Source organism: Actinophytocola sp. (assembly GCF_045807065.1).
In the GTDB taxonomy this organism is placed as follows: domain Bacteria; phylum Actinomycetota; class Actinomycetes; order Mycobacteriales; family Pseudonocardiaceae; genus Actinophytocola.
Window position 1 is genome coordinate 1 of sequence record NZ_JBJMIE010000537.1, and the last position, 20,755, is coordinate 20,755.

Consider the following 20,755-nt stretch of genomic DNA (forward strand, 5'->3'; position numbering starts at 1 on the left):
CATGGGCATCTTCCTGGCCTGCGCCACCGCCTCGGGCGGCTGGCCGACGGCCTCGGTCATGAAGTACGCGACGGCGTCGTCCCGGCGCCCCGTCGACGTCAGCTCGACGAGGGTCGCCGTGTAGCCGTCGGGCACCGGTGGGGCGTCCGCCGCGACCCGGTACGGCGGTTCGAGGGCCGAGACCGCGTCGACCGGCGCGCCGCCGGCCGCCGCGACCAGGCACAACGCGGCGCCGGACGAGATGCCGTGCACGAACGCGTGCCCGCCGACCGCGTCGATCACCGCCGTCAGGTCCTCGACCTCGCGCCGGACCTCGTAGGGCTGCGTGTCGCCGCTCTCGCCGCGGCCACGCCGGTCGTAGGAGACGGCCGTGAACTCCCCGGCCAGTGCGCCGGCGAGCTCCGCCGTGGCGTTGTGGTCGCAGAACGCGCCGCCCACGAGCACGACGGCTGGTCCCGTGCCGACCCACTCGTAGGCGATCTCGGTGCCGTCGGCGGAGGTGACCTTGTCCATGAGTACTGCCCTTTCGCTTGGCTGTACCCCTACGTCGAACCAGTCCCGCGTGGATCGACATCCCGGACGAGAAATTTCTCCCCGCCTCCGGCACCGAGGGCCGCGTGCTTTACTTCTTGGCGCGGGTGCGCCGCTTCGGGGCGGGCTTGGCCACCTTCTCCTCCTCCGCCGCCTTCGCCTCCTTGTAGGCCTCCACGACATGCGAGGGGATTCGGCCCCGTCCCGAGAGGCCGTATCCGTTCTCGTTCGCCCACGCGCGGATCAGTCCCGCTTCCTGGGACGAGCCGGAGCCGTTTTGCGCGGACTTGCCACCGCGCTTGAGCCGGCCGCCGACACGTCGCGCCGACTCGACGTACTGGCTGAGGCTTCCACGCAGCCGTTCCGCGTTCGCCTCCGACAGGTCGATCTCATAGGTCACCCCGTCGAGACTGAACGAGACGGTCGAAACATCCGAAGATGCCGTGCCGTCCAGATCGTCGACGAGTTGAACCAATACTTGCTGTGCCATCTACCTGCTCCTGACCGTGCACGATTCGTGCATACCCGCTGGTTTGTTGTTCGCAGCTCTGCAAATAATCGGCTGAATCAGCCATAAGCGCAAGTGAGAACGCCAAACTTGGCGGTGTGTCCAGTGTGGAACCCACATACACTGCCCGTGCCCGCGAGGGAAAATGAGAGCCACATCTCCGCGCTCCCGGGAAGCACAGGATCAGCCAACTCAGCGTAGCCCCGGGATGATTACGCAGTGTAGCGGCACTGGAGTTCGCCATCGCGTGAGGTCCCATTAGTCCGGGGTAGGGGCCGTTGTTCAGGCAGTTCTGCGTTACTCGCCACATGGAACTGACGGCGAATCCGCCCGCCAGGTGCGACTGTTCCTCGCGCTACCGGCGGCGGTCCCGATCATCTGGGGAAGCGGCCCGCGCCGGCTCGACCTGGTACTCGCCGCGCTCCGCTACCCGGCCACCCACCTCGACGTGACCGTGGGATTTCACCGCTACTTCACACACCGTACCTCGCTGGCCCGCGCCGAAGCGGCGCACGGCACCCCGGCACCATGAAGATCGTTCAACTGGCCAATTTCTACAGCCCCACCTCGGGGGGACTGCGCACGGTCGTGGACACCCTCGGCCGCGGCTACGTGGCGGCCGGCCACGAGCGGGTCCTGGTGGTACCGGGTCCGCGGCGCACGCGTACCCGCACGGACGCCGGCCTGGTGATCACGCTGCCCGGGATGCCGGTCAGCGGCGGCTACCGCGTGGTGCTCCGCGCGTCCTCGGTCCAGCGCGAGCTGGCCGAGCTGGGGCCCGACCTGTCCATCGAGATTTCCGACAAGACGACGCTGCTCCCCGTCGCCGCCTGGGCGCGGGAACACGGCGTGCGGTGCGTGCTGCTCTCGCACGAGCGGCTGGACCGGTGGATCGAGGCCCGCGTGCCGCGGTTGTGGCGGGCGGGCGCCGGGCACGTGCTGACCCCGGTGGTGCGTGCCTGGAACAAGGCCATCGCCACGCTCGTCGACACGGTGGTGTGCACATCCGCGTACGGGGAGGGCGAGTTCGCCGACCTGCCGGTTCCCCTGCGGCGCATCCCGCTCGGGGTGGACCTGGACACGTTCGCACCCCGGCGGTCCGCGCCGCCGCCGGAGGTCGTCCGGCTCGTGTACGCCGGGCGCCTGTCGCACGAGAAGAACCCGCGGCCGGTGATCGGCGCGGTGCGGCACCTGGCCGGCTCCGGGGTGCTGGTGCGCCTGGACGTCTACGGCGAGGGCCCGGAGCACGCGGCGCTGCGGCGGTCGGCCCGCGGGCTGCCGGTGGAGTTCCACGGCCACGTGTCGGACCGCGCGGTGCTGGCCCGCGCGCTGTCCGCGGCGGACGTGGCCTTCGCGCCGAGCCTGGCGGAGACGTTCGGACTGTCGATCCTCGAGGCGATGGCGTGCGGCACGCCCGTGGTCACGTCGGTCACCGGTGGCGCGCCGGAGCTGCTGGCCCCTGGGGCGGGGGTGGCGGTACCGGCGACCCCGGAAGGCCTGGCCGACGGGGTGCGCACGGTCCTGTCGTGGCCGGAACCGTGGCGCCGGGCGGCGGCGCGGGCGCGGGCCGAGCGGTTCCCGTGGTCGGCGACCATCGCGGCGATGCTCGACCTGCACACTGGTCCGCCTCCCCGGACTTCCGTATCTGTCGACCGGGCGCGGACCTCGCACGAAGCTCCACCGGACGAGGCCTAGCCACGTCTGACGAAGGTCGACAGTGCATAGGGGACGAGGTCCCGGCCCCGGCGAACGAGCCAGGGGAGTCCTTTGAAGAGGAGCCAGCCCCAGCGGGCGATGCGCCCGGGGTGCCGCCCGCCCGCGCACTGGAGCGACACTTCGCTGTGGACGGTCGTGCCCCTGGCGGCGAGCTGACCGGCGATGGCCCGCGCGAGCAGCCGGTGGCCCAGCTCGGAGGGGTGCAGCCGGTCCACCGCCCACGCCCTGGGGTCGTAGATCCCCGGCACGGCCCCGAGATCGAGCACCCCGATGCCGTGCCGCTCACCGATGATGTCCAGGATCTCGTTGAGCGCCCCGATCCTGCTGGCCAGCGCCCGCCGGATCGGCCCGGGCAGCCGGAAAACCCGGTGGTGCTCGTGGTACTTCGCGGTGATCACAGTGGACCCCACGGCCACCAGCGCCCCGACGACGTGGTCCAGATCGGCGTGCAGCCGGCGCGGGTCGAAGTCCGACCGCATGGTGTCGTTCATCCCCACCACCAACACGACGACGTCCGGCCGCGCGGCGAGGGCCGCCGGCAGTTGTCTCTCCAGCACACCGCCGACCCGCGACCCGCTCACGGCGAGGTTGGTCAGGCGTGCGCCGCCCAACGCCTCCGCCAGCAGCGGGCCGAAGCCGCGCCATCCCCCGCCGAGTGCGGGATCCCCGATGCCAACCCCGACGGAGTCGCCGAGCACGGCGAGTACCAGCCCCGTCGGCACCGCTTCCACCAGCACAGAAGGCATGGTCCGCGCCTTGTTCGCACAACTGTCGATCAGCCGGTGAGCACCCGGCATCGACTTGGGGAACCTTCGTTTGCCGAGGACTACCAGTGCGCCGGGCGGGTAAGGGCCGCCGGGAACCTCGTTCGCGCGTCGCCCTGGGCGGCGTTCAGCTGGAACTGGGTCAGGAACAGGGCGCCGCGGAGGTCGGCGCCGCGGAGGTTCGCGTCGCGCAGGTCGGTGCCCAGGAGGTCGGCGTCGCGGAGGTCGGCGTCCCGGAGATCGGCGCCGATCAGGTACGCACCGCGCAGGTCGGCGCCGCGGAGCCGCGCCCCGTGCAGCCTGGCGCCGACGAGGTCCGCGCCCCGGCGGTCCTCCTTGCCGGAAATGCCCGCGCGACGTTCGTCACTGTGCCGCGTCAACACCGGGCGGACCCGGTCCCGAAGCGCCTCGACGTCCACGGAAACCAGGGTGGCCGGATCCGCCCGGGTGAGGCCGTCGACCTCCTCGAACAACTCGGTCGCGGCCGCTTCCCGCAAATACCACAGAATCTCGTGCAGCTGCCGCATCACGCCGTAGACCTCGAACATCTCCGCCGCGGTCTCCGGTGCCGACCGCCAGTCGCGGCCGCGGTAGGTCACCTGTGCGACCTTCTGGCCCGCGCCGAGACAGTCGAAGACGGTGCAACCCCGAAAGCCGCTCCCGCGTAGTACGTCGTGTACCCCGCACCGAAAGTCCACAAGGAGGTTCGGACATTGCACACCAGTTGGTTTGTCCAGCGCGAAATCAGCGGACTTCGCGAACGCGGACGCCACACAGCACAAGCCGAAACAGCTCGTGCAGTCAGCTCGCAGGGCGTCCATGGTCACCACGGTAGCGTGACGCGGTGAAACTCAGTCGAAGGTCCGCGCTGGGACTGGGTACCGCGGCGGCGGCCACCGCGGCAGTCGGCATCACGGCGCGAGCCAATGCGGCGCAGGCTCCACAGGGGACCGCGTCGAGCCCGGAGCGGAAGGTCGCCCGGGTGTACACACGCGAGGTCGCGAAGGCACAGGGGGTCTGGTCGTCGTTGATCACGGTCGGTGGGACCACCGCCGTGGAACAGGACGCCGACAAGGTCGTCGAGGCCTACAGCGTGAACAAGCTCGCGGTCGCGACCGCGGTGCTCGACAAGATCGACCGGGGGCTGCTGACGCTCGACCAGCGGGTCGACCTCACGGCCGGCATCGTCATCCAGGACATCGACGGGACCTTCGCCCTCGACCGGGCGTACCCCAGCTCGATCACGCTGGGTCACGTCATGGCCAACCTGCTCAGCGTGTCCGACAACACGGCCGTGCGCCTGTGCGGGCTGGTCTGCCCGGCGGCGGAGCTGAACCAGATCCTGCGTGACAAGGGCTTCGTCGCCACGCAGGTCGTTCCCGTGGCGAACCCCAACCGGTTCTTCCTCGGCCAGACCACGCCGCGGGAGACGCACACGCTGCTGTCCAAGCTGGTCGCGGGCGAGCTGCTGTCGGCGACGTCGACGGACTACCTGCTGAACGTCATCCGCTCGACGTCCGCGTTCACCGACGGCATCCGGCTCAGGCTGCGCACGGACGAACGCCTGCGGGTCGGGACGAAGGCCGGCTGGTTCGACGACGGCGGCCGCAACGAGGCCGGCGTCGTCTTCGCCGCCGACGGCACCCCGGGCGCGATCTACTCGCTGTTCGCCAGTGGTCCGTTCGCCGGCGACGCCACGGTCAACGACGTGGACTTCGGCGCGACCCACCCGGCGCTGAAGGCCCGCCAGGAGCTCGGCCGCGCGCTCGTCGACGTGGTCGACGGCGTCGCGCCGGCCCCGCAGGCCAAGGCGGCCACGAAGAAGTACCCGGCGCCGGGGATCGTCGTCTCGAACGGCGGCTGACCGGTCCATGCCCTGGAGGTGCCCCTCGGGACGGTCACCGTCCCGAGGGGCCTTCAGGGCAGCTCGGCCACGGGGGCGAGGTCGGGGCGCTTCGGCAGGAAGCCGTCGCCGGGCTGGCGCCCGACGAGCTTGTTGCGCACGATGCCGTGTATCGCCGGGTAGACGTGGTGGCGCACCCACCCCCACTGGCGCGACGCCTTGCGCCATAACGGATCGGTCACCGCCGGCGGCAGCGGGGACAGCCAGGACGGGTCCGCCGGCACGTCCAGCGCGTCGAGCACGTGCGCCGCGACCCGCTGGTGGCCGATCACGCCGAGGTGCAGCCGGTCCGGTCCGTACAGGCGCTCGTCGTCGCAGTACGGGTCCTCGCGGACGTCGACCAGCACCGTGCCGTAGCGGGCGGCGACCGTCGCGACCAGGTCGTTGAACTGGTTGAGCCGCGTGCGCAGCCGGCGCAGCCCGGGCAGGCGCGCGAGGTCGGGGAGCGTGAACAGCACCACCGTGCGCGCGACCTCCGCCAGCGCGGCGACCGCGGTGTCCAGCGACCGGGCCGTCGACGAGTAGCGGTACTGCAGCAGGTCGTTGCCACCGCCGAACAACGTCACCAGGTCAGGGCGTTGCGCGACCGCCAGCGGCACCTGCTCGGCGAGGATCTGGTCGAGGCGCCGGCCACGCACCGCCAGGTTGGCGTACTGCAGCGACGGCTCCGCCGCCGCGAGCGCGGCGGCGGTGAGGTCGGTCCAGCCCCGGTAGGTCCTGCCGTCCGGGTACGGGTCGTCCAGGCCCTCGGCGCAGCTGTCCCCCAGGGCGACGTAACGGCGGTAGAGCATCCGTCCACGATAAGTGTTCGCCCTACACCAGTTGTTCACCTCTGGTCAATCTCACACACCCCGGGCCGCCCGGACCCGGAACAACGATGTGCGCTCATGAGAAGGCAATTGACCGGCACGCTCGCCGGCCTGCTCCTGATCAGCGGCACACTCCTCACCGGCGGCAACGCGGTCGCGGACCGCGGCCACGGCGCCCGTGCGTTCGACATCCAGGCGCACCGCGGCGGCCTCGGCTACCGCGCCGAGAGCACGCTCAGCTCCTTCGGGAACGGCCTGCGCATGGGCGTGTCCACCCTCGAGCTGGACATCCAGATCACGAAGGACGGCCAGGCCGTCGTCACGCACGACCGCCAGGTGACGGGCAGCAAGTGCCTCGACACCGCGCCGGTCACCCCCGGCGACCCCCAGTTCCCCTACGTCGGCAAGTACGTCAAGGACCTCACGCTCGCCCAGGTGCGCACCCTCGACTGCGGGAGCGAGCGCCTGCCCGACTTCCCGCGGCAGCTGCTCACGCCCGGCTCGCGGATGCCGCTGCTGAGCGAGGTGTTCGACCTGGTCAAGCGGTATCACGCGGACGACGTGAAGCTGAACGTCGAGACCAAGGTCGAGGCCGGCGCGCCGAACGAGACCGCGCCGCGCGAGCAGTTCGTGCAGGTCGCGGCGAAGGAGGTCCGCAGGGCCGGGTTCCTCGACCGGGTCACCATCCAGAGCTTCGACTGGGGCTCGCTGATCCGGATGCGGCAGGTCGAGCCGCGGCTGCCGCTGGTGGCCCTGACGAACTACGACTTCCTGCAGGTCGGGCAGCCCGGCAGGTCGCCGTGGCTCGGCGGGCTGGACATCGACGACTTCGGTGGCGACCCGATCGCGGCCATCAGGTCGTTCGGCGCCGCGACCTTCTCGCCCGTGCACGGGTTCCCGCAGAACGGCACGGTGACCGACCCGACCTACCGCCCGTACGTGACCGCGGACATGGTCGAGCACGCGCACGAGAACGGCATCAAGGTCGTGCCGTGGACGGTCGACGACCTGCCGACCATGCGCAAGCTCGTGGCCGACGGCGTCGACGGCATCATCTCCGACTACCCGGACCGGCTGCGGCAGGTCGTCGCGGAGAACCACCTCAGGTTGCCGCGTGTCCACGCCTCGCCGTTCGACATCCAGGCGCACCGGGGCGGTCGGGCCGTGCGGCCGGAGAACACGCTCGCCGCGTTCCGCAACGCCATCGGCATGCCCGACGTGTCCACGCTGGAGCTGGACACGGGCGTCACGAAGGACGGCGTCCTGGTGGTCAGCCACGACCGCGCGGTCAACGGCGCGCACTGCGTCGACACCGCACCGGTCCGGCCGAACGACCCGGCGTTCCCCTATGTGGGCAAGCTGATCCACGACCTGACGCTGGCGCAGTTGCGCACCGTCGACTGCGGTGCCAAGACCCTGCCGGAGTTCCCGAACCAGGTGGCGGTGCCGGGGGAGAGGATCCCGACGCTGCGGGAGGTGCTGAACCTCGCGCGGACCCGGCCGGACATCCGGCTGAACATCGAGACGAAGATCAGCCCGCTGGTCCGGGACACCGTGGACTACCGGACGTTCACCCGGAAGCTCGTGCGGGCCCTGGCCGGCTGGGAGAAGCGGACCACCATCCAGTCGTTCGACTGGCGCACGATCCGGTACGCGCGCCAGCTCAACCCGCGGGTCGAGACGGTCGCGCTGGTGTGGCAGTACGGCCCGGCCGAGTGCCAGACGCTCGCCGACGAGTGCTCGCTGCAGGCCAGGTACGGCGATCCCTCGGTGAAGAGCCCGTGGACGGGTGGGCTCGACTGGTGGTACTACCGGGACCTCGGCAAGCTGACCCGCGCCGCCGGTGCGTCCACCGTGTCGGCGAACTGGCAGGTCCACGACCCGAACCAGGCCGCGGTCGCCAACCCCGACTGGTACCTGCGCACCGACCCGTCGTACTACTCCGGTCCGACGGTGCCGGTGCTGCGGGAGCGCTACGGCCTGAAGGTCGTGCCGTACACCGTGGACGACGAGGCGACCATGGACCGCGTGATCGCACTCGGCGTCGACGGCCTGATCTCGGACGATCCCGAGCTGTTGGTGGCGGTGGCCAGGCGGGCGGGGCTGCGGTAGCCAGGTGGTCGAGCACCCCGCGGGTCCGGCAGGCGGGACCCGCGGGGTCAGACCAGGCCGGCGTCGTGGACCAGCAGTGCGATCTGGGTGCGGTTGCCCGCGTCCAGCTTCGTCAGGACCTTGGTGATGTGGGCTTTCACCGTCGCGACGCTGACGTGCAGTTCCGCGGCGATCTCCGCGTTCGTCCGGCCCTGGCCCACCGCCACCGCCACGTCGTGTTCGCGGGCCGACAGGTTCGCCAGTGCGGTGCGGGCCCTCGCGTACGCGCCGGCCTCGGTCGCCGCGCGGTCCATCAGGCGGCGGGTGATGCGTGGGGACAGGATCGGCTCGCCGGCGGCCACCCGGCGGATGGCGGTGGCGATCTCGGTCGGCGGCGCGTCCTTCAGCAGGAAGCCGCTGGCACCCGCGCGCAGGGCCCGCAGGACGTTCTCGTCCGAGTCGAACGTGGTCAGCACGATCACCTCGGGCGGGTTCGCCCGCGCTCGGGCCCGTGCCGTCGCCGCGATGCCGTTCACGCGGGGCATCCGGATGTCCATCAGGACGACGTCGGTCGGGTGAGCGTCCAGCGCGGCCGGCACCTGGTCGCCGTCGCCCGCCTCGCCGACGACCCGCAGGCCGTCGGCGCCGTCGAGCATCATGGTGAGGCCCGAGCGCACGAGTGCGTCGTCGTCGACCACCAGGACCCGTATCGGCGACTCGCTCATGCCGGCCACGGTAGCGACGCCGACACCCGGAACTCCGTCGCGGTCGTCCCGTGGTCCAGCTGCCCGCCGACCAGCCGTACCCGCTCGGTCAGGCCCACCAGGCCGGTGCCCGACCCGGGGATGAGCGACCCCGCGCCGAGCGGGTTCGACACGTCGATGGTCAACAGCGCGCCCGGCGTGCCGTCCAGTGCGATGCGCACCGGCTGGCCGGGGGCGTGCTTGCGGGCGTTGGTCAGCGCCTCCTGCACCACCCGGTAGGCGGTCCGGCCGGTCGTGCCCGGCACCTCCACGTCACCGACGGAGTCACGCAGCTCCACCGGGGTGCCGATCGAGCGGGACTCCTCGACCAGGGACGGCAGGTCGGACAGCGCGGGCACCGGGCGTGCGAGGTCGTCGGCCGGGTCGTCCCGCAGCAGGGCGATCACGTCGCGCAGCTCGTTCAGGGCCTGGTGCACCGTGGTCCGGATGATCCCGGCCGCCTGCGACAGGCGTTCCGGTGCCTGGTCGGGGCGGTACTCGAGGGCGCCGGCGTACGTGGCGAGCAGCGACAGCCGGTGCGCGAGGACGTCGTGCATCTCCCGCGCGATGGTCGCCCGCTCGGCCGCCCGCGCCTCGGCCACGCGCCGGCCCTGCTCGGCCTCGGCACGCTCGGCGCGTTCCCGCAGGGACGTGATCACCGCGGCCCGCGCGGCCGCGAGCGCGCCCCAGCCGACCAGGCCGGCGTGCAGGACGACCACCAGCGTCAGGTACCAGGCATAGGAGATGCCGCTGATCGGTGCCCACCGCCACCGCACGGCGTGCGCGACGATCCCGGCCAGTGCGAACCCGATGGCGACCGGCAGGGACCGGACCCGGGCGGTGTGGATCACGGCGATGTTCGAGAGCGGCGTCGCGGTCCCGGCGACCACCGCGAGCACGACGAGCGGCAGCCCGACCCGCAGCGGCCGGCGGAACAGCATCGGGAACAGCGCGAGCCCGACCACGCCGGCGACGACCTCGGCGACCAGCTTCGTCCCACGGGTGCCGCCGGTGTAGTCGCCGTAGGCGATGGCGGCGACGACCAGGCCGATCGCCGCGGTGGTCAACCACAACCGCGATCCGCACATCTGCCGGTAGGACATGGGACGAGCGTACGAGCCGGGCGAGCAGCGGACCATCGACCAAAGTCGAATGCGATCTCGACGGGCGGTCGATGTGGTCCGGCGTCCCGGCGGCGAACCTTGTGCCACCCCGCCGGCACCACCGGAGCGGACACCGGAAGGAACCTCCCATGACCGCCATCGAAGCCCCCACCCTCGGCGCCTACCGCATCGAACCGAGCGAGTCGACCATCGAGTTCGCCACGCGGCACCTCTTCGGGCTCGCCCCCGTTCGCGGCACGTTCACCCTCCGCGAGGGCGTCGTGCACGTCGCCGACCCCGTCGAGGCGTCCATGGTCCGGGCCACGATCGACGCCACCAGCTTCGACACCGGGCTCGCCGCCCGGGACGACACCGTCCGCTCGCCGCGGTACCTCGACGCGGCGCGCCACCCGGAGATCACGTTCGTGGCCAACGGCGTCGACCGGAACGAGGTGCTGGCCGGCACGCTCACCGTCCGCGGCCGCACCGAGCCGCTCGACGTGCGGATCGACGAGATCCGGGTGCTCGGCCACCGCCTCCAGCTCCGCGCACGCGCCGAGGTGGACCGCTTCGCGTGGGGCATCACCGCGGGGAAGGGCATGACCGGCCGCCGCCTGCGGATCACGCTGGCCCTGGTCGCCACCCAGCTCCCCGCCCCCGGCGACGCCTGACGCCCCGCCGATGCCTGACCCGGCGCTTGACCTGGAGCGGACTCCAGCCGATACCGTCCGCACACCGAATCACCGGGGAGGAAGACGTTGCGGTATCGCGTACTGGGTGGCACCGGCATCGAGGTGAGCATCCACTGCCTCGGCACGATGATGTTCGGTGCCATCGGCAACACCGACCACGACGACTGCGTGCGGATCATCCACGCCGCGCTCGACGCGGGCATCAACTTCGTCGACACGGCCGACATGTACTCGGCCGGTGAGTCGGAGGAGATCGTCGGCAGGGCCCTGCAGGGGCGGCGTGCGGACGTCGTGCTCGCCACGAAGGTCCACTTCCCCGACGGCGACGGCCCGAACAGGGGCGGGAACTCGCGGCGCTGGATCACCTACCAGGTCGAGCGGAGCCTGCGGCGGCTGCGGACCGACTGGATCGACCTGTACCAGATCCACCGGCCGGACTACACGACCGACATCGAGGAGACGCTGTCGGTGCTGACGGATCTCGTGCGGGCGGGCAAGATCCGCGCGTTCGGCTGCTCGACGTTCCCGCCGGCGGACATCGTGGAGGCCCACCACGTCGCGGAACGCCGTGGGCTGCACCGGTTCCGCACCGAACAGCCGCCGTACTCGTTGCTGGCACGGGGAATCGAGACGTCGGTGCTGCCGACGTGCGCGCGGCTCGGCATGGGTGTGCTGACGTGGAGCCCGCTCGCGGCGGGCTTCCTGTCCGGGAAGATCCGCCGCGGCCAGGAGATCGACATGAGCCGCGGCCGCGCGGCCCTGCAGCCGCAGCGGTACGACCCGTCGCTGCCGACGACGCGGCGCAAGCTCGACGCCGTGGAGCAGCTCGTCGAGGTGGCGGACGACCTCGGCGTCACCCTGCCGGACCTGGCCGTCGCGTTCGCGGCCGCGCACCCGGCCGTCACGTCGGTGATCACCGGCCCGCGCACGATGGCGCACCTGACCGCGACCCTGGAGGGCGCGTCCCTGACGCTCGACGACGCCACACTGGACCGGCTCGACGAGATCGTCCCACCTGGCACCGACCTCTACCGCGCGGACGGCGCCTGGTCCCCGCCGTGGCTGACCGACGCGCGGCTGCGCCGCCGAACGCCGGAGGACCGCCCGGCCGCCTGACCGTCCTCAGTGGCACTTCTCAGTGGCACTTCTCAGCGGCACTCCTCGGTGGCATTCCTCGGTGGCATTCCTCAGTGGCGCTGGGCGAGCGCGGCGGCCTTCATGTTCAGGTAACGCTGCTCCGGCAGGGACCGCGTGAGCCGCGCGGCCTGCCGGTACGCGGCCAGCGCGCCCGGCACGTCCCCGGACAGCTCCAGCAGATGAGCGCGAACGGCGTGCAGCCGGTGGTGCGTCGCCAACCGCTTGTCCGAGGCCACGGTGGACAGGAGCGCGAGCCCCGCCGCCGGCCCGCGCGCCATGGCCGCCGCCACCGCGTGGTTGAGCGCCGTCATCGGGTTGGGCCGCTGCGCGAGCAGCACCCCGTACAGGGCCTCGATCTGCGGCCAGTCCGTGTCCGCGGCGGTGCGGGCCTCGTCGTGCAGTGCGGCGATCGCGGCCTGCAGCTGGTAGGGCCCGGACGGACCGGACGACATGGCCGCGGTCACCAGCTCGGTCCCCTCCGCGATGAGATCGGCACGCCACAGCGACCGGTCCTGGGACTCCAGGGGGACCAACGCCCCGTCCGGCCCGACGCGGGCGGGCCGGCGGGCGTCGGTCAGCAGCATCAGCGCCAGCAGCCCGGCGACGTCCCCGTCGCGCGGCAGGAGCCGGTGGACGATCCGGGTCAGCCGTATCGCCTCGGTGGACAGTTCGGCCCGGTACGCGTGCGGTCCGGCCGTGCTCGCGTACCCCTCCGTGAAGATCAGGTACAGCACGTGCAGCACCGCGGCCAGTCGCGACGTCCGGTCCGGCGGCAGCCGGAACGGCACCCCGCTGGCGCGGACCCGTTGCTTGGCACGGCTGATCCGCTGCGCCATCGTCGCCTCCGGCACGAGGAACGCCCGCGCGATCTCCTGCGTCGTCAGGCCGCCGACCGACCGCAACGTCAACGCGATCTGCTGCTCGGGCGGCAACGCGGGGTGGCAGCACATGAACAGCAGGATCAGCGTGTCGTCGCCGTCCTCGGTCGGCGCGACCGCGGGCAGCCTCCACGTGTTCTCCCGGCGCTGCCGCGCCTGCTCGGCACGCAACAGGTCGGTGAGCCGGCGGGCCGAGACCGCGATGAGCCACGCCTTCGGGTCGTCCGGCAGGCCGTCGCGCGGCCACTGCTCGGCCGCGGCGATCATGGCCTCCTGCACCGCGTCCTCGGCGGTGTCGAAGTGCCCGTACCGGCGGACGACCGCGCCGAGGGCCCGCGGCGCCAGGTCGCGCAGCAGGCCCTCCAACGGGACGGTCATGCCGACAGCTCGTCCAGTCCACTCATCAGCGGGCGGACGTCGGCGAAGGCGCGCGTCCGCACGTAGTCCGGCACTGGGCCGTCGCCCAGCTTCGCGGCGATCTCGGTCGCCCGGTCGAGGCCGGCGCAGTCCACGATCGTGTAACCGACGACCACCTCGGCCGTCTCGGCGAACGGGCCGTCGGTGACCAGGTCGCCGGGGCCGACGCGGCGGGTGTGCACCGGGCCGGCCAGCGCGGCCGCGTCCACGAACTCGCCGGACTCCACCAGCTCGTTCGTCCACTTGCCCATGTACTCACCCAACCCGGCGACCTCCTCCGGTGTCCAGGCGCGGCCCACCGCGTTGTCCTTGCCGGACATCCCGTCGTAGTCGGCCTGCGATGCGTAGTGGAGGATCATGTACTTCACGGTGTGTCTCCTGCGGTGTGTGACTGTGTTGTCGGCCGGGACGTCGAGGCCACCGCACCACAGTTCGACAGCTCGCTCCAAATGTGATCGGCGTCACATAGCATGGACCGGGGTCCACGCCGGGTCGCGGCCGGTCAGCCCGAGGACGCGGTCCAGTGTCGGGGCGTCGGCGGGGACCGTGACCTCCGGCCCGAACAGGCCCATCTCCCGGCCCTGCGCCGCGGGGGCCGCCATCGACTCCCACAGGTGCGCCACCAGCGGGGCCGGCAGGTCGAGGAGCTGGCCCGTCGCGACGGCGAGGTCCCAGCCGTGCACGGCCAGCTCGCCGGTGATCATGTCGCCGATCACCGCCGCGGGCATCTCCCGCGGTTCCCCGAAACCGGTCACGCCCTCCCACGCCGACCGCGGTGCCCACGCCGACGCCATCCGGTCGAGCAGCTCGAGCAGGTCGGCGCGCCAGTCGCCGGTCGTCAGGTCCACGTCGGACTCCGCGGCGGCCAGCGGCGCCACGACCTCCTTGCGGCCGGCACCCGCCAGCGACGGGCCCCAGAAGAGCAGGTGGTTGAGCAACGCACGCACGTCGTACTTCGCGCACGGTGTCGGTTCGGCGAGCTGGTCGGCGGTGATGGTGCGCACGACCGCGGCCATGGCGCCGGCCGCGTCAGACAGGTGTGACATGCCGGCGACGCTAGGCGAGCGATCACCAGGCCGTATTGAACAAAGGCGACGGACCTACACTCGCCGGTGTGGGGAGGGACGTGCGTGAGCTGCGGGGAGCGTGGACCAGGTACCAGCGGCACGCGTACCACGAGCCGTCGCCCGAGTTGGCGCCCTGGGTCGAGCGGTACTGGGAGGCCCACTGGGACTACGCCGAGCCCTACCGGCAGAAGATCGTGCCCTACCCGAACGTGCACGTGTCCTTCGGCGACGGTCGCGCGGACGTCAACGGCGTGGTCAGCGGCTTCCGGACCAGGGTCCTCGAGGGCGTGAACCACGTGTTCGGCGTCGCGTTCCGGCCAGGCTGCTTCCGCCCGTTCCTCGGCGCGCCCGTCTCCACCATCACCGACCGGGTCGTGCCGGTCGCGGAGGTGTTCGGGGACGTGCCGGCGCACGTGGACATGGACAAGGACGCCGCCGAGGAGTTCCTGCTGGCCCACCTGCCCGAACCCGACGCGAGGACGGCCGAGGCCGTCGGCGCGGTCGCGCTGATCGCCGCCGACCCGGCTCTGACCAGGGTGGAGACGGTGGCCGACCGGCTCGGCGTTGGCGTCCGCGGACTGCAGCGGCTGTTCGCCGAGTACGTCGGCATCGGGCCGAAGTGGGTGATCCGCCGGTACCGCCTGCGCGAGGTGACCGAGCGCATGGCGGCCGGTGGCGAGATCGACTGGGCGGCCCTCGCGGCCGACCTCGGCTACGCCGACCAGGGCCACTTCATCCGCGACTTCAAGAACATGTTCGGCGAGCCGCCGACCCGGTACGCGGAGCGGTACTGAGATGAACGCGACTCGGACGAAGGCGACTGATGAACGCTGCTGAGACGAACGCGACTGAGATGGACGCTGCTGAGACGAACATCGAGATCAGCGTGGAGTCGCTCCAGGGCGTCCGGGTCGCGGCGGAGGCCGGGGCGGCACGGGTCGAGTTGTGCGCGGGCCTGTCCGACGGCGGTCTCACACCCAGCGCCGCGCTCATCGAGGCCGCGGCCGAGCTGATCCAAGTGCACGTCCTGGTGCGGCCCCGGCCTGGCGACTTCGCCTACGCCCGCGACGAGCTGGACCTGATCGTCCGGGACATCGCCCTCGCGCGGCGGCACGGCGCGGCCGGGGTCGTCGTCGGCGCCCTGACGGCGGAGGGCGCGGTGCACGACGCGTGCGCGGCATTCGTCGAGGCCGCCGGTGACCTGCACACGACCTTCCACCGCGCCATCGACGTCAGCGCGGACTCCCGGCGCGCCCTGGACCGGCTGGCGGCGCTGGGTTTCACCCGGGTGCTGACCTCCGGCCGCCGCCGGTCCGCGCTCGACGGCGCGCCGCTGATCAGGGAACTGGCCGGCCGGACGGCCGTGGCCGTGATGGCGTGCGGCGGGGTGCGGGCCGCCAACGCCGCCGCGGTCCTGCGGGCCACGGGGGTGCGCGACCTGCACGCGGCACCCCGCCGCCCGGCCGGTGCTGCCGCTCACCTCGCCCAGCCGGGCGAGGTGAGCTACGCGGGCGTCGGCGTCCCGGCCGGCCACGACCACTTCGAGACGGACGCGGTCGAGGTGGCGGCCCTCTGCGCGGTGCGGGAGCCGTATCTCGGTTGACCGCCGCCGGATGATCGGCTGCGTGAGGATGCACGCGGACGAGGCGGACATCGACGCCGAGTTGGTGCGGCGGCTGGTCGCGGCGCAGTTCCCGGCGTGGGCCGGGCTGCCCGTCGAGCCGGTCGTCTCCTCGGGTACCGACAACGCCATGTTCCGGCTCGGCGACGACCTCGCCGTGCGGTTGCCGCGGATCGCGGGCGCGGCCGGGAACGTGGCCACCGAGCAGCGGTGGGTGCCTCGGCTCGCACCCCACCTGCCCGTCGCGGTGCCGGCGCCGGTCGCGGTTGGCGCGCCCACCGGCGAGTACCCGTACCCGTGGAGCGTCTGCCACTGGCTGCCCGGCGTGAACCCCACCACGGCGGACACCGGGCTGGCGCACGACCTCGCCGCGTTCGTGACCGCGTTGCGGCGCGTGGACACGGCCGGCGCGCCGCGAGCCGGCCGCGGCGCGCCGCTGTCCACCCGGGACGAGCCGACCCGGGTCGCCATCGCCGCGTCCCGAGGGCTCGTCGACGCCACCGCGGTGACCGAGGTCTGGGTCGACGCCCTGCGCGTCCCGCCGTGGGACGGTCCGCCCGCCTGGGCGCATGCCGACCTCTCACCCGGCAACCTGCTGGTCCGCGACGGCCGGCTCACCGCGGTGATCGACTGGGGTGCCGCCGGCGTCGGCGACCCGACCGTCGACCTGATCGTCGCGTGGAACCTGTTGCCGGCGCCCGCCAGGAGGGCCTTCCGGGACGCGCTCGGCACCGACGACGACACCTGGCGGCGCGGCCGGGGCTGGGCGCTGTCGATCGCGGTGATCCAGCTGCCCTACTACCAGCACACGAACCCGGTGCTCGCCGCGAACGCCCGGCACGTGCTCGACGAGATCCTGGCCGACTAAGTTACCGACCAGTATCGTTGGCGCATGCCGACACTCAAACACGAGGGCGATGTCTACGTGCTCGACCTCGGCGACGGCGAGAACCGGTTCCACCCGGACTGGCTCGCCGCCACGAACACCGCGCTCGACGAGGTCGAGCGCGCGCCGGCGCCGCTCGTCACCACGGCGAGCAGCCGCATCTACTCCAACGGCCTCGACCTCGACTGGCTCGGCCAACACGGTGAGGCGTTGCAGACCTACGTGGCCGACGTGCAGGCACTCCTGGCCCGGGTGCTGGCGTTCCCGACCCCGACCGTCGCCGCGATCCCGGGGCACGTGTTCGCCGCGGGCGCCATGTTCGCGCTGGCGCACGACTTCCGCGTGATGCGTGCGGACCGCGGCTTCTTCTGCCTCCCGGAGGTGGACATCAACATCCCGTTCACCCCCGGCATGGCCGCGTTGATCCAGAGCCGGCTCACCCCGGCCACCGCGCACGAGGCCATGACCACGGGCCGCCGCTTCGGCGGCACGGACGCCGCGGCGGCGGGCCTCGTCGACGAGGCCGTCCCGGAGGAGGACGTGCTGCCGAGGGCACTCGACCGCGCCCGCGCGCTCACCGGCAAGAACCCGCAGACCCTCGCGGCCATCAAGACCCAGATGTACAGCGCGCCCCTGGCGGCACTGCGCGAAGGCTAGAGCCCGGCTATCTTCGACGATGACGAAGGGAATCCGCACATGGTGGCCGAGGACGACGTCTCCGGGTGAAGCCCGGACCGACAGGCGGTGCTGATCGGCACCGCTCCTTGTCGTGCCTTCGTTCTCCTGCCCCTCTCGGGCGGCTGACGCACGCCCGCGGATCCGCGAAAGCCACCACATGTCCACGATCGTCTGTTCGAACCTGTCCTTCTCCTGGCCGGACGGCACCGCCGTCTTCACCGACCTGTCCTTCTCCGCCGGCGCCGGGCGCACCGGTCTCGTCGCACCCAACGGCGCCGGCAAGAGCACGCTGCTCCGCCTGGTCGCCGGTGAGCTGACGCCCGACGCCGGCGACGTCGCCGTGGAGGGGCAGCTCGCGTACCTGCCGCAGACGCTGCCGCTCACGGCGTCGCTGACCGTCGCCGAGGTGCTGGAGATCGCCCCGGTCGTCGCCGCGCTGGCCGCCATCGAGGCCGGCGACGCGCGCGAGGAGAACTTCGCGGTCGTCGGGAACGACTGGGACATCGAGGAACGCGCCCGCGCCCAGCTCGACCGGCTCGGGCTCGGCGACGTCGCGCTCGACCGTCCACTCGGCACACTCAGCGGCGGGCAGGTCGTCTCGCTCGGGTTGGCCGCGCAACTGTTGAAGCAGCCGGACGTGCTGCTGCTCGACGAGCCGACCAACAACCTCGACCGCGCCGCGCGGCGCCGGCTCCACGACGTGCTCGGCGACTGGAAGGGCTGCCTGCTGCTGGTGAGCCACGACCGCACGCTGCTGGACCGCATGGACCGCATCGCGGAGCTGGACCGCGACGGGATCACCTTCTTCGGCGGGAACTTCTCCGCGTTCGACGCGGCCAGGCAGGCGGCACGCGAGGTCGCCGAGAAGAACTACCGCAGCGCCGAGCAGGAGCTGAAGCGCGGGAAACGGGAGCTGCAGCAGGCGCGGGAACGCGCGCAGAAGCGGGCCGGCAACGCGGCCCGCACCAACACCGACATCCCGCGGATCGTGCGCGGCATGCTGCAGCGCCGCGCCCAGGAGTCCGCCGGCCGGGCGAACGACCTGCACTCGCAACGGGTCGACGGCGCGAAGGCGCGGCTCGCCGAGGCGGACCGGGCCCTCCGCGAGGACGACGCGCTCTCGCTGTCGCTGCCCGACACGACCGTCCCGGCGGGACGGACGGTCTTCCACGGCGAGCGGATCCGGGTGCGGGACCTGTTCGCGGACCTGAACCTCGCGATCCGCGGGCCGGAGCGGATCGCCCTGCTCGGCGCCAACGGAGTCGGCAAGTCCACGCTGCTGCGGGTGGTCAGCGGCGACCTGGCACCCGAGGGCGGGCTGATGAACCGCGCCGAGGGCCGGATCGCCTACCTGTCACAGCGGCTGGACCTGCTGGACCCGGCCCGCAGCACGCTGGAGAACCTGCGCGCGTGCGCACCCGCGCTCGGCGCGACGGAGACCATGCACCTGCTGGCACGGTTCCTGTTCCCGGAGGAACGCGCCCAGCTGCCGGTCGGCGTGCTGTCGGGCGGCGAACGGCTGCGGGCGACGCTGCTGTGCGTGCTGCGTGCCGAGCCGGCGCCGCAGCTCCTGCTGCTGGACGAGCCGACGAACAACCTCGACCTGGTGAGCGTCGGACAGCTGACCAGCGCGTTGCACGCCTACCAGGGCGCCTTCGTGGTCGTCAGCCACGACGACCGGTTCCTGGCCGACATCGGGATCACCCGGTGGCTGTCCCTCGCGGACGGAGTGCTGACGGAGAGATGAACTCGTCGGCGACCCACCGGGCGACGTGCTCGGGATAGGGCGCGGGCAGCGACAGGACGAGGTGCGTGAAGCCGGCGTCGACGGCCGCACCGATCGCCGTCCGCGTGTCATCGGGCCGGTCGTAGGCGACGGGCAGGACGATCGACCGGTCGATCGACGCCGGGTCGCGGCCGATCTCCGCGCAGAAGCCGTCCAGGACGGCGCTGCGCCGGGCGGCGTCGGCGATGTCGCGGCCGGGGATGTTGCACACGTCCGCGTGCTCGGCGGCCACGCGCAGCGTCGCGCCGGCGCGTCCCCCGACCACGATCGGCGGGTGCGGTCGCTGCACGGGCTTGGGGTTGCAGAACGCGCCGGTCAGCTGGTGGTAGGTGCCGTCGAAGTCGAACGGCGCCGGCTCGGTCCACAGTCGCCGGATGATCGTGCACGCCTCGGCGAGGCTGCCGGTCGCGTGCGCGGCGTCGTGGAAGGGCAGGCCGTGTGCCGCGTACTCGCGCCGGGCCATCGGCAGGTCCGGCCGCGAGCCCGCGCCGATGCCGAACTCGAGCCGGCCGCCGGACACGGCGTCGACGGTCGCGGCGATCTTGGCGAGCACCGCCGGCGGCCGGAAGCGGTTGCTGGTCACCATCAGCCCGAGCCGCAGCCGTTCGGTGCGCGCGGCGAGGGCGGCGAGCAGGGTCCAGCCCTCGAACGCCGGCCCGTCGAGGTCGCCGGCGATCGGCATGAGGTGGTCGAACAGCCACGCGTGCTCGATCGCCGGGATCGCGTCGGCCTCCTGCCACACGCGCAGGACGTCGGGGTAGCCGACCTGCTGCGGGGCCGTCATGATGCCGAACCGCGGCGTGGTCACGAGCGCCGCCGCAGTGCCGGGTCGAGCAGGGCGGGCGGGGTGTCGTACTTCTCCTCCGGGGCCAGGTCGACCCCCGGGGCGACGACCGCATCGATCGCGTCGAGGACGTCGGCGGTGAGCACGGTGTCCGCGGCGGCCAGCTGCGAGGTCAGGTGGTCCACGGTGCGCGGGCCGATGATCGCGCTGGTCACGCCGGGGTGCGCGGTGACGAAGCCGAGCGCGAGCTGGATCAGCGTCAGGCCGGCCTGGTCGGCGACCTTCGCGAGCCGCTCGACGGCGTCCATCTTGGCCCGGTTGGCCGGCACGGCGGGATCGAAGCGCTGCGGCATGATCGTCGCCCGGTTCGTCGTGACCTCGCGACCCGCGCGGATCGCGCCCGACAGCCAGCCGCCGGCCAGCGGGCTCCAGACCAGCACGCCCAGCCCGTACTGCTCGGTCACCGGCAGGACGTCGCGCTCGATCGCGCGCTGCAGGATGGAGTAGCCGGGCTGCTCGGTGGTGTAGCGGCCCAGGTGGTTCTCCCGGGCGGCCCACTGGGCCTCGACGATGCGGTAGGCGGGGTAGGTCGAGGTGCCGAAGTAGCGGATCTTGCCGGCCCGCTGCAGGTCGGTCAGCGC

At 72.4% G+C, this 20,755-nt stretch carries 23 protein-coding genes and 1 pseudogene; 12 read left to right on the plus strand and 12 right to left on the minus strand.

Features of this window, described 5'->3' with window-relative positions:
• The coding region (locus ACJ73U_RS31440) for an alpha/beta fold hydrolase (protein WP_407781360.1) at positions 1-513 on the minus strand (513 nt) is incomplete at its 3' end.
• A gap of 109 nt (positions 514-622) precedes the next feature.
• Positions 623-1,021 carry an Lsr2 family protein gene (locus ACJ73U_RS31445; RefSeq protein WP_407781361.1) on the minus strand — a complete coding sequence of 133 codons (399 nt, stop codon included), beginning with the start codon at positions 1,019-1,021 and terminating at the stop codon, positions 623-625.
• 355 nt (positions 1,022-1,376) lie between these two features.
• Here ACJ73U_RS31445 and ACJ73U_RS31450 point away from each other — a divergent pair, with 355 nt between their 5' ends.
• The gene (locus tag ACJ73U_RS31450; RefSeq protein WP_407781362.1) at positions 1,377-1,571 is read left to right on the plus strand and encodes a hypothetical protein; all 195 of its coding nucleotides are present in this window, start codon (positions 1,377-1,379) and stop codon (positions 1,569-1,571) included.
• Complete coding sequence (locus ACJ73U_RS31455; protein ID WP_407781363.1) at positions 1,568-2,734, plus strand: glycosyltransferase; 1,167 nt, start codon at positions 1,568-1,570, stop codon at positions 2,732-2,734. The genes ACJ73U_RS31450 and ACJ73U_RS31455 overlap by 4 nt, the downstream gene beginning before the upstream one ends.
• Here the strand turns inward: ACJ73U_RS31455 and ACJ73U_RS31460 are convergent.
• Positions 2,731-3,501, minus strand: a complete 771-nt coding sequence (locus ACJ73U_RS31460; protein WP_407781364.1) for an SGNH/GDSL hydrolase family protein — start codon at positions 3,499-3,501, stop codon at positions 2,731-2,733. The two genes, ACJ73U_RS31455 and ACJ73U_RS31460, sit on opposite strands and share 4 nt — an antisense overlap.
• A gap of 80 nt (positions 3,502-3,581) precedes the next feature.
• The gene (locus tag ACJ73U_RS31465; protein ID WP_407781365.1) at positions 3,582-4,340 is read right to left on the minus strand and encodes a pentapeptide repeat-containing protein; all 759 of its coding nucleotides are present in this window, start codon (positions 4,338-4,340) and stop codon (positions 3,582-3,584) included.
• A 23-nt stretch (positions 4,341-4,363) separates the two neighbouring features.
• Between ACJ73U_RS31465 and ACJ73U_RS31470 the strand changes: the two genes are divergently transcribed.
• Positions 4,364-5,383, plus strand: coding sequence for a serine hydrolase (locus ACJ73U_RS31470; protein WP_407781366.1), 1,020 nt, complete (start codon positions 4,364-4,366; stop codon positions 5,381-5,383).
• 53 nt (positions 5,384-5,436) lie between these two features.
• Here the strand turns inward: ACJ73U_RS31470 and ACJ73U_RS31475 are convergent, their stop codons facing one another.
• Complete coding sequence (locus ACJ73U_RS31475) at positions 5,437-6,213, minus strand: SGNH/GDSL hydrolase family protein (protein ID WP_407781367.1); 777 nt, start codon at positions 6,211-6,213, stop codon at positions 5,437-5,439.
• Positions 6,214-6,309: 96 nt separating this feature from the next.
• Between ACJ73U_RS31475 and ACJ73U_RS31480 the strand changes: the two are divergent.
• Together ACJ73U_RS31480 and ACJ73U_RS31485 are read left to right on the plus strand one after the other, a co-directional pair.
• Positions 6,310-7,353, plus strand: a pseudogene (locus tag ACJ73U_RS31480) (glycerophosphodiester phosphodiesterase family protein); the annotation flags it as partial.
• The gene (locus ACJ73U_RS31485) at positions 7,339-8,343 is read left to right on the plus strand and encodes a glycerophosphodiester phosphodiesterase family protein (RefSeq protein ID WP_407781380.1); all 1,005 of its coding nucleotides are present in this window, start codon (positions 7,339-7,341) and stop codon (positions 8,341-8,343) included. The pseudogene ACJ73U_RS31480 and the gene ACJ73U_RS31485, both read left to right, overlap by 15 nt.
• A 47-nt stretch (positions 8,344-8,390) precedes the next feature.
• On the opposite strand, the gene ACJ73U_RS31490 is transcribed toward ACJ73U_RS31485, so the two are convergent.
• The gene (locus ACJ73U_RS31490; RefSeq protein WP_407781368.1) at positions 8,391-9,047 is read right to left on the minus strand and encodes a response regulator; all 657 of its coding nucleotides are present in this window, start codon (positions 9,045-9,047) and stop codon (positions 8,391-8,393) included.
• Positions 9,044-10,168, minus strand: coding sequence for a sensor histidine kinase (locus tag ACJ73U_RS31495; RefSeq protein ID WP_407781369.1), 1,125 nt, complete (start codon positions 10,166-10,168; stop codon positions 9,044-9,046). Before ACJ73U_RS31495 ends, ACJ73U_RS31490 begins: the two co-directional genes overlap by 4 nt.
• A 149-nt stretch (positions 10,169-10,317) precedes the next feature.
• On the opposite strand from ACJ73U_RS31495, the gene ACJ73U_RS31500 reads away from it, so the two are divergent.
• Positions 10,318-10,839 (plus strand): YceI family protein, encoded by a 522-nt coding sequence (locus ACJ73U_RS31500; RefSeq protein ID WP_407781370.1) that lies wholly within the window; start codon positions 10,318-10,320, stop codon positions 10,837-10,839.
• A gap of 87 nt (positions 10,840-10,926) precedes the next feature.
• Positions 10,927-11,976 (plus strand): aldo/keto reductase, encoded by a 1,050-nt coding sequence (locus ACJ73U_RS31505; RefSeq protein ID WP_407781371.1) that lies wholly within the window; start codon positions 10,927-10,929, stop codon positions 11,974-11,976.
• 71 nt (positions 11,977-12,047) lie between these two features.
• On the opposite strand, the gene ACJ73U_RS31510 is transcribed toward ACJ73U_RS31505, so the two are convergent.
• The 3 genes from ACJ73U_RS31510 to ACJ73U_RS31520 all read right to left on the minus strand — a co-directional run bounded on the left by ACJ73U_RS31510 (position 12,048) and on the right by ACJ73U_RS31520 (position 14,338).
• On the minus strand, positions 12,048-13,253 hold the full coding sequence (locus tag ACJ73U_RS31510) for an RNA polymerase sigma factor (protein WP_407781372.1): 1,206 nt from the start codon (positions 13,251-13,253) through the stop codon (positions 12,048-12,050).
• Positions 13,250-13,651, minus strand: a complete 402-nt coding sequence (locus ACJ73U_RS31515; protein ID WP_407781381.1) for a YciI family protein — start codon at positions 13,649-13,651, stop codon at positions 13,250-13,252. The genes ACJ73U_RS31510 and ACJ73U_RS31515 overlap by 4 nt, the downstream gene beginning before the upstream one ends.
• 102 nt (positions 13,652-13,753) lie before the next feature.
• Positions 13,754-14,338 (minus strand): TIGR03086 family metal-binding protein, encoded by a 585-nt coding sequence (locus ACJ73U_RS31520; RefSeq protein WP_407781373.1) that lies wholly within the window; start codon positions 14,336-14,338, stop codon positions 13,754-13,756.
• A gap of 68 nt (positions 14,339-14,406) precedes the next feature.
• Here ACJ73U_RS31520 and ACJ73U_RS31525 point away from each other — a divergent pair, with 68 nt between their 5' ends.
• The 5 genes from ACJ73U_RS31525 (at position 14,407) to ACJ73U_RS31545 (ending at position 19,291) form a co-directional block, all read left to right on the plus strand.
• Positions 14,407-15,153, plus strand: coding sequence for a DUF6597 domain-containing transcriptional factor (locus ACJ73U_RS31525; protein ID WP_407781374.1), 747 nt, complete (start codon positions 14,407-14,409; stop codon positions 15,151-15,153).
• A 59-nt stretch (positions 15,154-15,212) separates the two neighbouring features.
• Complete coding sequence (locus tag ACJ73U_RS31530; protein WP_407781375.1) at positions 15,213-15,962, plus strand: copper homeostasis protein CutC; 750 nt, start codon at positions 15,213-15,215, stop codon at positions 15,960-15,962.
• A 28-nt stretch (positions 15,963-15,990) separates the two neighbouring features.
• On the plus strand, positions 15,991-16,848 hold the full coding sequence (locus ACJ73U_RS31535) for an aminoglycoside phosphotransferase family protein (RefSeq protein WP_407781382.1): 858 nt from the start codon (positions 15,991-15,993) through the stop codon (positions 16,846-16,848).
• Between the two features lie 24 nt (positions 16,849-16,872).
• Positions 16,873-17,523: an enoyl-CoA hydratase-related protein gene (locus ACJ73U_RS31540; protein WP_407781376.1), complete on the plus strand. Its 651-nt coding sequence runs from the start codon at positions 16,873-16,875 to the stop codon at positions 17,521-17,523.
• A 178-nt stretch (positions 17,524-17,701) separates the two neighbouring features.
• Entirely contained in the window at positions 17,702-19,291 is a 1,590-nt protein-coding gene (locus ACJ73U_RS31545) for an ABC-F family ATP-binding cassette domain-containing protein (protein ID WP_407781377.1), read from the plus strand.
• Here ACJ73U_RS31545 and ACJ73U_RS31550 read toward each other — a convergent pair.
• Together ACJ73U_RS31550 and ACJ73U_RS31555 are read right to left on the minus strand one after the other, a co-directional pair.
• Complete coding sequence (locus ACJ73U_RS31550; protein ID WP_407781378.1) at positions 19,245-20,138, minus strand: LLM class flavin-dependent oxidoreductase; 894 nt, start codon at positions 20,136-20,138, stop codon at positions 19,245-19,247. The two genes, ACJ73U_RS31545 and ACJ73U_RS31550, sit on opposite strands and share 47 nt — an antisense overlap.
• The coding region (locus ACJ73U_RS31555; RefSeq protein ID WP_407781379.1) for an aldo/keto reductase at positions 20,135-20,755 on the minus strand (621 nt) is incomplete at its 5' end. The genes ACJ73U_RS31550 and ACJ73U_RS31555, both read right to left, overlap by 4 nt.